We start from the raw sequence: 12,952 nt of genomic DNA on the forward strand, positions 1-12,952 counted from the left end.
CGCCACCAATACGTAGTGTCGCGCAAAATTTCCGCTGCCGGATGAGATTACCGGAATCGCTGGAGGTTTCCATCCATTGAGCATGATCCCGAAAACTGGGAACCGGTCTTCGGTAAGGTCATGCTCCGGCAAAGATACAGAGCAGGTAATTCGATATGGCCAAGGCTACGACGATCAAGATCAAGCTTTTGTCGACCGCTGACACCGGCTTCTTCTACGTAACGAAGAAGAACAGCCGCACGATGACGGAAAAGATGACAAAGACCAAGTACGACCCGATTGCGCGCAAGCACGTCGAGTTCAAGGAAACGAAGATCAAGTAATCCGTTTCCGGTCGTCATCCACGACGATTGAATGGAAAAAGCCATCCCTTTGGGATGGCTTTTTCGTTTCATACGGGTTGGGTTAACGTCTGGAACGCGTTACTCGAGTACAATTCAGCGTAATACGCTTCAGGCAGCGGAGGCCACAATGCAATTGCGGCCATTTTTCTTTGCCTGATAGAGGGCTGCGTCGGCCCGTGAGAGAAGAGCGTCCGGGCTATCTCCGACCAGCCTCAGCCCGCCAATCCCGACACTGATCGTCAGATTAACCTTGTGCTTGCCGTTTGCGATCACGAAAGGCATATCCGATACGGCGGAGCGAACGCGCTCTGCAACGGCCCTGGCGGCCTCCACATCCGTATCCGGAAGGACAACCACGAACTCCTCACCGCCATAACGACACATCAGATCCATGCCGCGGATGTTCTTGCGCAGCCGTGTTGCAAATTCTCGCAACACATCGTCGCCGGCCTCGTGCCCGAATTGATCGTTCACGCGCTTGAAATGATCGAAGTCGAGCATGATGATCGACAATGGCCGTTCGCGGCCCGTCGCACGAGCCAGAAAAATCGGCATATGCGTGTCGAGATAGCGGCGGTTATGGAGTCCGGTAAGACTGTCCGTCACGGCCATGGCTATGCTGCGATTGAGGCTCTGCCGCAGGAGATCGTTGTAGCACTTGCGTTTGATCTGCGTACGCAGACGCGCGAAAAGTTCGAGCTTTTCGAGTGGCCGCATCAAATAATCATTGACGCCAAGCTCAAGCGCGCGGACGACCAGAGCGCCCTCGTCCTCACGCACGACAAGAATGATCGGCACTAGGCGCGTGCGTTCGATTGTACGCAGCTGCGAGCAAAGGCGAAGCGGGTCGTAATAGGTAAAATTGGCGGAAACGACGATGCTGTCATAATCCGTTTCTATGGCCCGTATGAGTGCAGTATTGGGATCGCAGGCAATATCGACGCGATAATACTCGCCAAGGATCAAGCGGAGACGGGCTGCCGCCAGTTCATCTTCGTCAATAACGAGGACACGCGCCGCCTCGTCCTTATCTCCATAGTCCTGCCCCATCTTGCTCGCCAGCAATGCCTCGACATCCGCCTCGGCCACGGTACCCGTTCTCTGGAAAAGCTCATCGGAGACAAGCTTCAGCCGTGCCAGGCTTTTCACGCGGGACATGAGTTGGAGATCGCTGACGGGTTTCGACAGAAAATCGTCTGCACCGGCTTCCAGCCCGCGAATCTTGTCTTCCGGACCGTCGAGCGAAGTCACCATGACGATCGGTATATTCGAAGTATGGGGATCGGCCTTCAATCGCCGGCACACTTCGAACCCATCAATATCCGGCATCAATATGTCGAGCAGAACCACATCGATTTGCCCTCCCTGGCAAATCTCGATGGCCTCCAGCCCGTTATAGGCAACAACGACCTCGTAATATTCCGAAAGAAGTCGGGCTTCGAGGAGCTTTACGTTGGAATCCACATCGTCAACGACGAGAATTCGTGCTGTCATAATGCCCCTCCCCGCCCAACCATCACATACTGGGACCAAACACCTAATGGTCTGATTCCGACATTTGCATCCCTCTGATACAGGCGCCGAGCAAATGTCGGAATCAAAAAGACCACTAGTAAGTTTATGTATCTAGTGGATTTTTCGAATTTGACGTTTGAAACAGCATCTCATTCAGTCGGCATTCAAACGTCAAATTCAATCCACTAGTGGTCTGATTCCGACATTTGCATCCCTCTGATACAAGCGCCGAGCAAATGTCGGAATCGAAAAGACCACTAATCACTTTATGTATCTAGTGGATTTTTCGAATTTGACGTTTGAAACAGCATCTCATTCAGTCGGCATTCAAACGTCAAATTCAATCCACTAGGCGTCGCCCAAATAGGATTTTATCGTCTCTATGAAGCGAGGAACAGAAATCGGTTTGGATATATAAGCCTCGCAACCACCCTGCCTGATACGTTCCTCGTCACCCTTCATCGCAAATGCAGTCACCGCGATGACCGGAATATGCCGCAATTCGTCGTCGTCTTTCAGCCATTTCGTGACCTCAAGGCCGGATACCTCGGGAAGCTGTATATCCATCAGAATCAGATCGGGCCGATGTTCGCGCGCAAGGTCCAGCGCTTCAAGCCCGTTTCTTGTCCGGATCGTCTCGTATCCGCTGGCTTCAATCAGATCGCGAAACAACTTCATATTGAGCTCGTTGTCCTCGACGATCATTACGCTTTTCGGCATCGGATGTTCCTTGGCATCGTTTCCTGTGGCAGCTCGGCATTGCCTTGTTTTCACGCGAGCCGGAAGGTCCCCCAATTCTCAGGTTGCACCAGCTTAACCTCATTTCATTGATGAAACGCAAATAATTCCGTTGTTCCTCGGCATGACGACCGTTACATAATCGCCCAAATCTATACAATAAATGGAGAATCCGCATGAAGACGCTCATGAGCCAGACAGATGCGGAAGCTGTCGCAATCGAAGCGCTGGCATGGCTCGCACAGGACAAGGATCTCCTGCCGCGCTTTCTTGCCCTGACGGGAATCGAAGCAAGCTCCATCCGGCAGGCAGCCCGCGAGCCTGGCTTTCTGGCGGGCGTCTTGCAGTTCTATCTGGCACACGAACCGACATTGCTGCGATATTGCGAGGATATGGGCCGCGATCCCGCAACGATCGAGAAAGCTTTGGCGCTCCTGCCCGGAGGATTGAACCAGCATCTCTGAAACACGTCTGCTGTTAAAAGACAAAAGAGCCCGGAATTGCCGGGCTCTTTTCCGATTATTCGGCCGCAGGGCTCACAACGGGTGTTTCGGCGTCGTTCGAGACCGTCAGAACGTTCAACTCATGCGGCTTGCCGTCCCGTGCCGTCCATGAAATGGACTGACCGGGAGCAAGACCGATCAGGGCCGTGCCGATCGGGGTCAGGATCGAAATCTTTCCCTGAGCAATGTCGGCTTCGCCCGGATAGACCAGTGTTACGCGGCGCTCCTGCCCGTCATTGGAGCGGAACTCCACCGTGGAGCCCATATGAATCACGTTCTGCGGCAAGCGTTTCGCCGGAACCACCTTGGCGCGATCAAGCTCCCGCATCAGTTCTTCGGCTATTTCCTCGAACCGTTCCGAAACACTGGTGGCCAGCCCCATAAGGCGTTCGTAGTCGACTTCGCTGACGACGATATTGGGCTTCTTGCGATTCTTTCCGCTCATGGCGCGTGCTCACTATTGACAGATAATAAATCTTCGCACCTCTCAGGCACGAAGCTGTTCCAGATTGAATGTTGGTGAAAGCGCTTTCTCTAAATCCGCTTTCGGGAAAGCGGCATCCCATCCCCCAGAGTCCCCCTGCGCCAGGCAGAACTCGAGGGTCGCTATCCCGTGATCGGGTAAATCCGATGGAGTATTGAAGCGAAACGGTTGTTCATGACATTAAACTTGGTGATATTCCCGCTAATGTCAAGTGTAAGGCGGACAGGTAGCACACTCCCCGTGGCGCTTCGCCTGAATGATGCTATAAGAGGATGTTCCTTATATGTTCATTGGACGACGCGCTTCCCATGGCAGACTCGATTGCAGCAAACAGTCCGGAAAAAGGCATTTGCCGCGATTGTCTTGCGCTGCAAAAATCTGTCTCGATCAGGCGCTGCCACGCATGCGGCAGCCCACGCCTTCTCCGTCACCGGGAACTTTACAGCCTTACCCTCGCACATATCGATTGCGATGCTTTCTATGCGTCGGTCGAGAAGCGCGACAATCCCGAATTGCGGGACAAACCGCTGATTATCGGCGGCGGAAAACGTGGTGTCGTGTCGACAGCATGTTATCTCGCCCGTATTCACGGCGTCCGATCTGCCATGCCGATGTTCAAGGCGCTGGAAGCCTGCCCCGATGCCGTCGTGGTCAAGCCCGACATGGAAAAATATGTCCGTGTGGGCCGCGAAGTCCGACAAATGATGCGCGAACTGACGCCGCTGGTCGAGCCTTTGTCCATTGACGAAGCCTTCCTCGACCTTAGCGGGACAGAGCGCCTGCACAAAGCACCGCCAGCGATAGTGCTCGCCCGCTTTGCCAAGCGCGTGGAGGAGGAAATCGGCATCTCCGCCTCGATCGGCCTCTCCTACTGCAAATTCCTGGCCAAGGTGGCTTCGGACATTGAAAAGCCGCGCGGTTTTTCCGTCATCGGCGAAGCAGAAGCCCTGACCTTTTTGAAGGAACAACCCGTCAGCACGATCTGGGGTGTCGGGAAAGCTTTCGCGAGCAAGCTTGAGAGTGACGGGATTCGCACTATCAGCCAGCTTCAGACCATGGAGGAGAACGCCCTCATGAAGGCCTATGGCACCATGGGGCAGCGTCTCTACCGCCTGTCTCGCGGACTGGACAGCCGCAAGGTCGAGCCAGACCATGACATGAAGAGCGTGTCTGCCGAGACGACTTTCAACAGCGATCTTTCGGAGGCAGGCGATCTCGTTCCGGTTCTCCGCGCCCTGTCCGAAAAAGTTTCCCGCCGCCTGAAAGCGGGGGAAATCTCGGGACGAACCATCGTATTGAAGCTCAAGACACAGGACTTCAAATTACGGACGCGCAATCGGCAGCTTGCCGACCCCACCCAACTCGCAGACCGCATCTTCCGCACCGGGCTGCAACTTCTCGAAAGGGAATTGGACGGAACACGATTCCGCCTGCTTGGAATAGGTGTTAGCGATCTTTCCTCAAGCGATCTTGCCGATCCGCCCGACCTTGTTGACATACAGGCGGCAAAGCGCGCGGTGGCGGAAAGCGCCGTCGACCGTCTACGGGGTAAATTCGGTTTGAACGCCGTGGAAACGGGTTACACCTTTTCGAAGGGCAATCTTGCCCGTCCGCAAATGCCGCCAGATCGCGACGAGCAATCGTGAGTTCACCATTGCAAGGGAAAGCTTTGTATAAATTTTCCACATTTGTCGCTAACAGCTTGACGAGAAGGGTCTGTATCAATATTGGAACGGACCAAGGCGCAGCCAAGTGATTTGGCAATAGCCTTACGGATGGCCTCGTGGCGGAGTGGTTACGCAGAGGACTGCAAATCCTTGCACCCCGGTTCGATTCCGGGCGAGGCCTCCAATAAAATCCAGAAAACACAATGAACGCTCGAAACCACCTTGATGTTTTTCAAGGTGTGACAATTCATTCGGCATTTTTCCCTTTGATCCATACGTTCTCATGGCTTCGGAAGCTCTCCTGCCCCAATTTTGGGCGCAACGGAACAAGAATATCGAAATCCTCTGTTCAAGCTAACGCAACTAAAGCATATTTCATCGATACTAGAGGGACTAATCATGATACCCGCACTCAACACGACTGTTGTTTCACTATGGCTTGGCGGCTTGGTGACCGTCCTTTCTCCGTTTGTCACGCCGGCGTCTGCGGCCGAACTACAGCGCTGCGCAAGCGAGAATGGAATCTGCCAGCTGCCTTACCCTGCTGAAGTGGTCTACGGCACCGGCGGACAGAATACGTCGCGCTTCATCGACCGACCGCAAGTTACCTGCTCGAACCGTGTCTTTGGCGATCCGGCCCCCGGCAAAAAGAAGAGCTGCTCCTTCGTGGTGCAAGATCGCTGGAACAGGCCGGATCGTCCGCGCCGTTATGATCGCTACGACGATCGCGATTGGAGTCGTTGCGCGAAAGAAGGCGGGTTCTGCGATTTCTACGGTCGCAAGCGCGTCCGCTATGGCGCAAATGGTCGTTTCACGGAAGGTGTCTTCCGCAACGGCGTTCCGTGCGATAACCGCGCCTTCGGCGACCCTGCACGCGGCAAGGCCAAGGCTTGCTACGTCCTCGATTGACAACATAATGGCTGAATACAGCCCCCGACTTCCTCACAAATGTCGGAGCGTGGGCTTTTGCCTTTTGAGGGGCTTTGTCGCACAACTGATAGGCCTCACGCTCGGTAAAGCGAGCCGCATCTTATACGATGCCTTGCGCATCTTGGATGCTCATTCCAAACAGTGTGAAACGGTTTTTGGGATGCGCGCAAAAACAAATAGTTAGAGCGCCGATCTCATTCAATCAGATCGAAACGCGCTCTAACGTCCGATCTGTTCGAGGTCGTATGGTGTGGACTGGTACATCTCGTTGATCCAGTTTCCGAACAGCAGATGTGCGTGGCTGCGCCAGCGGTTTTCGGGCTGGCGGGTGACATCGTCGCCGGGGAAATAATTCGCCGGAAGCCTCGTCTCCGGCTGTGCCTGAATATCGCGGAAATATTCGTCGGCCAGCGACGTCGTATCGTATTCCACGTGATTGAACATATGCAACGAGCGATGGCGCGGATCATCGAGCAGGCAAAGGCCGCTCTCCGGGCTGTCGACCAGCACCTTAAGGCCGCTTTCGGCAGGAATATCGCTCTTTCGCGCCTCGGTCCAACGCGATACCGGAATCTTGAAATCATCCGAAAAGCCGCGAAGATAAGGTGATGAAGGTGAAAGGTTGTGCTGGCTATAGACGCCGAATGCCTTGCCCGACAGCTCGTACTTGCCCATACCGTGAAAGTGATGAACGGCAGCCTGCGCGGCCCAGCATATGTTCAGCGTCCGGTGCACATGCGTCTGCGTCCAGTCGAAGACCCGCTGCATTTCATCCCAATAGGTCACTTCCTCGAATTCGAGGCGCTCAACGGGCGCTCCGGTAATGACGAACCCGTCAAAACGTTCGCTGCTTACCTCTTCCCAGGGGCGGTAGAATGAAAGCATATGATCGGCTGGCGTATGACGCGCCACATGATTGGTGATACGAACGAGGGTCAGCTCCACCTGAAGCGGCGTCGCACCGAGCAGGCGTGCAATCTGCGTTTCGGTGGCGACCTTGTTAGGCATGAGATTGAGGAGACCGATCTTCAGCGGGCGGATATCCTGACGGACGGCATCCGCTTCGCGCATGACCATAACGCCCTCGGCTTCGAGCACACTGGTCGCCGGCAGATCATCAGGAATTTTAATCGGCATGGTCGCATCGGTCCCTAGTTTGTGTCGGAGCGGACGCGAGTGGCTTGATCCGTATAATTGCCGGTTGGCCACATCCTCCCTTCAAAGAGAGTACCACCTTGCCCGGAGAGGCAGGTTGGCGTTGGGCGTCGCCCCAACTCTTGATGTAGCGATACTTCTACTCAAACTCTTGTGGAGTGGCAATAGGGTTTGGATATGCTTGCAACACCGCGCGAGTTTCATTTCCCTGATGTAGCCTGCTGATAGCTGCCCCAGTGCTTTGCGATCACTGCTTTCAGGGCACGGACCTTCGAGGCAGATGTCCGTGAGGATCGTGCGGAAGCAAATCCGAACGCGATGGCGCGTTTATCCTTTTCCCCGGCGTTCTCACGGCAGGACGCATGTATCTCCGTGGCGCACGTAGCCTGCAATATCCGCCCGACATTCTCCGGATTAACGCCGCAACCCGGCATAATTCCGATACGTCCGCCAGCCATCCCGGCCAACCGCTGTAGAACGTCCACCCCCTGCTCCGCCGTCCCGGACTGGCCCGATGTCAGGATTCGCTCGAAGCCGAGCGAAATTGCCTGTTCCAGAGCGATCCCCACATCTGGAACGAGATCGAAGACACGATGCAGCGTGGTTCCGAGTCCCTGCGCTTCGGCAGTCAGTTTTTTCAGCATGGCAAGATCGAGCGAACCGTCGGACAAGGAAGCTCCCAACACTACTCCGGCCAGACCCGCGTTTCTCGCATTGCGAATATCGGCCAGCATGAGGGCTTCATCACGGGCAGAGAAGCAGAAGCCGCCAGCCTGCGGCCTTATCATCGCATAAACAGGAATTGGAGCTCTTGCTGCAACATCCATCAGTGCCCGGGAAGGCGTCAGTCCGCCGAGTTCCAGAGCGGAACAAAGTTCGATACGGTCGGCACCGCCTTCAATTGCCGCATGAAGGCCATCGGCGCTATCGACACAGATTTCGAGTATCGCGCTCACTGCCGATGCCCCATTATCGCCGCCCCGATCAATCCGCCTTCACTGCCGAACTTGCCGGGCACAACGACCGGGCTGTCTGTCTTTCGCAGGATGCGCGCCCGCACCGCAATGTCGAGCGCCGAAATCAACCCGGCCGCAGTAGCAAGTCCGCCACCGACCGGAATGATGGAAGCGCCGGTTATATTGACCACAGCGGCAAGCGGATCGGCCACCAGTTGCAGATAGGCCTCGACGGTCCGGTTTGCCTCACGATGCCCGTCCTGCCATTGCCGCAGGATGGCGCGGCTGTCCGCAGCGCCGCCATTCAGAAAATGGTGCAGTTTTTCGATTCCCCGCGCCCCGCCTATCGTATCGACACAACCGCTTTGCCCACAACCGCACCTGAAGCGTGGAACGGATACAGGTTCGCCCTCAATCTCCACCACCGTATTCAAGATAGGGCCATGCCCCCATTCGCCAGTCAACCCACCGCCCCCCCGGACCAACTGTCCATTGACAATCAGGCCACCACCGACGCCTGTGCCCAGGACGGCGCAAAAGACAATCTCGTGCCCCTTGCCAGCACCTTCAACCGCTTCGGCAAGCGCCAGACAATCCGCATCGTTTGCCGCGATCACCTGCCTTTGCAGGATTTCACCAAGCTCTACGCTCAGTCGGTGACCGGAGATGCAGGGAATATTGGCGGAAAAAGCAGCAGTCGTGACAGGATCGACCAGCCCGGCAATGGAAAGCGCAAGCGGTCCGAGATCGTCCGGCGCGTGGGCTAGAAGCGCCATTGCCAGCGCCTCGCAGAATTTCTCCCAGCTGTCCGCCGGTGTCGGCAGTTTTTCAAGCAGGATAAGGTTTCCATCCTGCTTTGACCGCGCCAGCCTGATGAACGAGCCTCCGATATCGGCGGCGTAGGCTGCTCCCGCCGGTTGAGAATGGCCCATCCGTCTCTCATGCATATGTATGTTCCGCCGGTACATTTCGATGTTCTATCCATTCATCGCAAATGTACCGGCAGTCAATCGGAAGAAGCCATCTTATTGCTTCGGCGCCACAAGCGAAAAACTCACGCCCTGCGGGTCGCGGCACTGGACGACCCATTCGCCGTTCGGCACCTCCATCGGTCCGTTCTCAACTGTTCCGCCTCGGGCCTTCACGCGCTCGGCGGCGGCATTGATCGCATCCACCATGAAATAGAAGCCCCATCCAACCGGGACACCGGGCGGAGCCGTCATGATGCCACCGTGATCGGCGCCATCGACACTGAATACCTTATAGTTTCCCATCGGCCCCATGTCGAAATCTCTCGAAAGCTTCCAGCCGAACACCTTTTCGTAAAAAGGAAAAACTTTCTCGCAGTCCTGTGCCTGCAATTCGTGCCAGCCCGGATGCCCCGGCTTGCGCGATCCATAATCGGCTGGCGGAGCAGTATCGTCTTTCGGCTCGAAGAGCGCAAAAACACCGCCCTGCGGGTCGGACACGATAGCGAAGCGGCCAATGTCGGGAATGTCCTGTGCTGCCCGGAGAATCTTTCCTCCCTCGCCTTCCACTTTCCGGGCATATTCATCGGCGCTTGAGACGCCGACATAGCCGATCCAGCCGGGCTGACCGCCGCAATCGTCCTTCGGCAGATCGGCCACGGACATCATGCCCGCGATCATGCAGCCCGGCACTTCGAGCAAGGTGTATTTCATGCCCGGAACACCGGCGTCTTTTGCAGTCCAGCCGACCACATTCGTATAGAATTCCTCGGCTTGACCCGCATCGTTCGTCATCAGTTCGTACCAGACGAACGGAGATGTACTATTATTCATCGGATATTCTCCCTGAATTGCCTGCGTGAACCAGCGATCAGGCGCAGCAACTGTGTTTGGAGGTGTTGGCCGCATATTCGTCGTGTCTCTTGACGAAATGCATCGTCCCGTTCTCATTGCGCCCTTTCGGTGCGCGGTCGAGTATCATCAATGTGCCGATCCACTCCTCGATGCCGCGAGCGTAGCTCGAATAGGTGTGATAGATCGCGCCGGTTTCATCCTTGTAGAAGGCGCTCATGCCGGGCAGTTCGTCGAAGGCATCTTCAGGCGCAAGCCTGTCAAAATTGTAGAACACGCGATCATTTTCAAGTTCGTCCTTCGTGAATGAAACGTGGAAGTCGAAATTGAAATCGCTGCCTTCGGACGACACCCATGGGAAGTGCCATCCCATGCGCTTACTGTAGGCTTCCAGCTTGGATAAAGGACCGCGGGAAACCGCTACCAGCGTCACGTCGTGATTGTTGAGATGAGCTACCGTGCCGTCGAGACTGTCGGCAAGGAAGGAGCATCCCGTGCAACCCTGCTCCCAATCGGGGCCGAACATGAAATGATAGACCATAAGCTGGCTGCGCCCGTCGAAAAGATCGGAAAGCGATTTGCGTCCCGACGGTGTATTGAATGTATAATCCTTATCCACCCTGACCCACGGGAGCGCCTGTCGCTCACGGTTGACCCGGTCCCGCAGATGAGTGGCTTCCTTCTCCCTGGTCAGAAGCGTGCGCCGCGCCTCCAGCCATGCTTCTCGGGATACGACCTCGTTCATGGTGCAAGCCCTCCTCCGGCTTTTGCCCCTGCCTGTGTCTATACAAATCTTCCCGCTTGACGATTTGCATTGATATCAATATTAATTGAGCATGTCAAATACCCTCGATGTGCCTTTTGAAACAACACTTCTGGTCCGGGACACCTGCCTCTGCCTGCATGTTCAGCGCGCCGCGCGCGCTCTCGCCCGCCAGTTCGATGAAGCTCTGCGCCCCGTCGGCCTGACCAATGGCCAATTCTCCCTGATGATGTCGCTCAACCGTCCGAGCCCGCCGCCAATGAAACCGGTCGCCGAGCTTCTGGCCATGGACCAGACAACCCTGACGGCAGCATTGAAGCCCCTTCAAAGGCAGGGATGGGTGGAAATCATTGTCAATCCCAACGACAGGCGCGAAAGGCTCCTGCAATTGACGCTTGCCGGAAAGGCAACGCTGGCCGCGGCGGTTCCAATCTGGAAAACGACACATGCCGAGGTCGAGCGAAAGCTTTTCAGTGCCGACCAGTTGCGCCAAGACTTACTGGCATTATCCAGCGTTTGATGCTCCCGGCATTTGCAGCCATATATGGCGACTTTTGGAACAGGCTCCAAGAAGTTCCGCGCTGGCGCCCTGCCTACGCCTAATGGAAAAGGATTTCGGCTGACTTATCTACAATGCCACAGTACAGTCACTCGTGTGACTTTGAATCCGAAATTCATTCGCAACACCGCTCCAAAGTAATACGGATTTCGGATTCGCCACACTGGCTGTGTCTCTTGAGGTCGCTCTCGTTTTTACGAACGGGAGGATAAGCGAGGTAGGATGGCGGAAAGCAGCGAAGTTCATATTGTCGTCGTCGGCGCCGGTTTTGGCGGCCTGCAACTCGTTCACGATCTGAAAGGTACGAATACCCGAATAACGCTGATCGACCAGCGCAACCACCATCTTTTCCAGCCCCTGCTCTATCAGGTCGCGACGACCATTCTGGCCACGTCGGAAATCGCCTGGCCTATCCGTCATCTGTTTCGGGACCGCAAGGAGGTCGCGACGCTTCTTGGAACCGTGACCGGCGTCGACACCCAACGCCGTCAAGTCCGTCTCGAAAATGGCGCTGAAATCTCTTATGACATGCTGGTGCTCGCGACCGGTGCGCGTCATGCCTATTTCGGCAACGATCAGTGGGAAGCGCTCGCACCCGGACTAAAAGCGCTTGAGGACGCAACCACGATCCGGCGTCGCCTGCTGCTCGCCTTCGAACAGGCCGAGCGCGAAACGGATGAAGCGAAGAGAAAGGCGCTCCTGACATTCGCCATCGTCGGAGGCGGTCCGACCGGTGTCGAGCTTGCGGGGATCATCGCCGAGCTTGCCAAACAGACCATCTGGCCGGAATTTCGCAACATCGACACACGGCAGTCGCAGGTCATGCTGCTGGAAGCGGGACCGCGCATTCTCGCGGCATTTCCGGAAGACCTTTCGAACTATGCGCTGAAAGCGCTCGAGAAACTGGGCGTCGAAGTACGCCTGGGTATTCCGGTGAAAGATATTCGTGCCGAAGGCGTGACGGTAGGTGACGCGTTCGTCCCCTGCCGAACAGCAATCTGGGCCGCAGGTGTAGCCGCCTCTCCTGCGGCGGTGTGGCTAAATGCGGAAAGCGACCGCGCCGGGCGCGTGAAAGTGCTCTCCAATCTCAACGTGCCGGGCCATGACAATATTTTCGTCATCGGCGACACCGCATGGGTCGAAGGAGAAGACGGCAAACCAATCCCCGGCATCGCGCCTGCTGCCAAACAGCAGGGTGCTTATGTTGCCAGGGTCATCAAAAGCCGTATCGAAGGAAAGACGCCGCCAATGCCCTTCCGCTACAGGCACCAGGGCAATCTGGCCACTATCGGCCGCGGTGCGGCGGTGGTCGATATGGGGCGTTTCAGGTTAAAGGGAATCGTAGCGTGGTGGTTCTGGGGTATCGCTCACATTTTCTTTCTCATCGGAACTCGCAGCCGTGCCGCGGTCGCGTGGAGCTGGCTTTGGACCTATCTCTCCGGGCAGCATAGCGCCCGGCTGATAACCCAGGGCAAGCCGGTCGATCGCTGAAAGCGCAGACGGCCCGCTTTGAGCGGG

Annotated in this window: 14 protein-coding genes, 1 tRNA gene and 1 riboswitch; of the genes, 7 read left to right on the top strand and 8 right to left on the bottom strand. The window is 56.1% G+C overall.

The window, feature by feature from the left end; genetic code table 11:
* Nucleotides 1-155 precede the first annotated feature (155 nt).
* The gene (rpmG, locus tag FHS76_RS13000) at nucleotides 156-323 is read left to right on the top strand and encodes a 50S ribosomal protein L33 (RefSeq protein WP_002966024.1); all 168 of its coding nucleotides are present in this window, start codon (nucleotides 156-158) and stop codon (nucleotides 321-323) included.
* 129 nt (nucleotides 324-452) lie between these two features.
* Here the strand turns inward: rpmG and FHS76_RS13005 are convergent, their stop codons facing one another.
* A complete protein-coding gene (locus FHS76_RS13005; protein WP_183653167.1) occupies nucleotides 453-1,838 on the bottom strand; it encodes a PleD family two-component system response regulator in 1,386 nt (461 codons plus the stop codon).
* A gap of 369 nt (nucleotides 1,839-2,207) precedes the next feature.
* Nucleotides 2,208-2,579 carry a response regulator gene (locus tag FHS76_RS13010; RefSeq protein ID WP_010658876.1) on the bottom strand — a complete coding sequence of 124 codons (372 nt, stop codon included), beginning with the start codon at nucleotides 2,577-2,579 and terminating at the stop codon, nucleotides 2,208-2,210.
* Nucleotides 2,580-2,773: 194 nt separating this feature from the next.
* On the opposite strand from FHS76_RS13010, the gene FHS76_RS13015 reads away from it, so the two are divergent.
* Nucleotides 2,774-3,061 carry a DUF3572 domain-containing protein gene (locus FHS76_RS13015; RefSeq protein ID WP_183653170.1) on the top strand — a complete coding sequence of 96 codons (288 nt, stop codon included), beginning with the start codon at nucleotides 2,774-2,776 and terminating at the stop codon, nucleotides 3,059-3,061.
* Nucleotides 3,062-3,116: 55 nt separating this feature from the next.
* Here FHS76_RS13015 and rnk read toward each other — a convergent pair whose 3' ends face one another.
* Nucleotides 3,117-3,545 (bottom strand): nucleoside diphosphate kinase regulator, encoded by a 429-nt coding sequence (gene rnk, locus FHS76_RS13020; RefSeq protein ID WP_183653173.1) that lies wholly within the window; start codon nucleotides 3,543-3,545, stop codon nucleotides 3,117-3,119.
* Nucleotides 3,546-3,892: 347 nt separating this feature from the next.
* Here rnk and FHS76_RS13025 point away from each other — a divergent pair, with 347 nt between their 5' ends.
* From FHS76_RS13025 to FHS76_RS13035, 3 genes are all read left to right on the top strand, one after another.
* Nucleotides 3,893-5,230, top strand: a complete 1,338-nt coding sequence (locus tag FHS76_RS13025) for a DNA polymerase IV (RefSeq protein ID WP_183653176.1) — start codon at nucleotides 3,893-3,895, stop codon at nucleotides 5,228-5,230.
* 131 nt (nucleotides 5,231-5,361) lie between these two features.
* Nucleotides 5,362-5,435, top strand: a tRNA-Cys gene (locus FHS76_RS13030).
* Nucleotides 5,436-5,650: 215 nt separating this feature from the next.
* Nucleotides 5,651-6,160, top strand: coding sequence for a hypothetical protein (locus tag FHS76_RS13035; RefSeq protein WP_183653178.1), 510 nt, complete (start codon nucleotides 5,651-5,653; stop codon nucleotides 6,158-6,160).
* Between the two features lie 240 nt (nucleotides 6,161-6,400).
* Here the strand turns inward: FHS76_RS13035 and FHS76_RS13040 are convergent, their stop codons facing one another.
* The 5 genes from FHS76_RS13040 to FHS76_RS13060 all read right to left on the bottom strand — a co-directional run bounded on the left by FHS76_RS13040 (nucleotide 6,401) and on the right by FHS76_RS13060 (nucleotide 10,857).
* Complete coding sequence (locus tag FHS76_RS13040) at nucleotides 6,401-7,318, bottom strand: homoserine O-succinyltransferase (RefSeq protein WP_183653181.1); 918 nt, start codon at nucleotides 7,316-7,318, stop codon at nucleotides 6,401-6,403.
* 43 nt (nucleotides 7,319-7,361) lie between these two features.
* Nucleotides 7,362-7,470: riboswitch (SAM-I-IV-variant riboswitch) on the bottom strand.
* 66 nt (nucleotides 7,471-7,536) lie between these two features.
* Entirely contained in the window at nucleotides 7,537-8,292 is a 756-nt protein-coding gene (locus FHS76_RS13045) for a copper homeostasis protein CutC (protein ID WP_183653184.1), read from the bottom strand.
* Entirely contained in the window at nucleotides 8,289-9,224 is a 936-nt protein-coding gene (locus FHS76_RS13050; RefSeq protein ID WP_235992659.1) for an ROK family protein, read from the bottom strand. Before FHS76_RS13050 ends, FHS76_RS13045 begins: the two co-directional genes overlap by 4 nt.
* A gap of 93 nt (nucleotides 9,225-9,317) precedes the next feature.
* The gene (locus FHS76_RS13055; RefSeq protein WP_183653190.1) at nucleotides 9,318-10,094 is read right to left on the bottom strand and encodes a VOC family protein; all 777 of its coding nucleotides are present in this window, start codon (nucleotides 10,092-10,094) and stop codon (nucleotides 9,318-9,320) included.
* Between the two features lie 37 nt (nucleotides 10,095-10,131).
* A complete protein-coding gene (locus tag FHS76_RS13060; protein ID WP_183653194.1) occupies nucleotides 10,132-10,857 on the bottom strand; it encodes a DUF899 domain-containing protein in 726 nt (241 codons plus the stop codon).
* Between the two features lie 91 nt (nucleotides 10,858-10,948).
* On the opposite strand from FHS76_RS13060, the gene FHS76_RS13065 reads away from it, so the two are divergent.
* Both FHS76_RS13065 and FHS76_RS13070 read left to right on the top strand, forming a co-directional pair.
* Nucleotides 10,949-11,395: a MarR family winged helix-turn-helix transcriptional regulator gene (locus FHS76_RS13065; RefSeq protein ID WP_183653197.1), complete on the top strand. Its 447-nt coding sequence runs from the start codon at nucleotides 10,949-10,951 to the stop codon at nucleotides 11,393-11,395.
* 261 nt (nucleotides 11,396-11,656) lie between these two features.
* Nucleotides 11,657-12,925 carry an NAD(P)/FAD-dependent oxidoreductase gene (locus FHS76_RS13070; protein WP_183653199.1) on the top strand — a complete coding sequence of 423 codons (1,269 nt, stop codon included), beginning with the start codon at nucleotides 11,657-11,659 and terminating at the stop codon, nucleotides 12,923-12,925.
* The last annotated feature ends 27 nt before the right edge of the window (nucleotides 12,926-12,952 follow it).

The sequence above is a fragment of the Brucella daejeonensis genome (assembly GCF_014199265.1).
Taxonomy (GTDB): Bacteria; Pseudomonadota; Alphaproteobacteria; order Rhizobiales; family Rhizobiaceae; genus Brucella; species Brucella daejeonensis.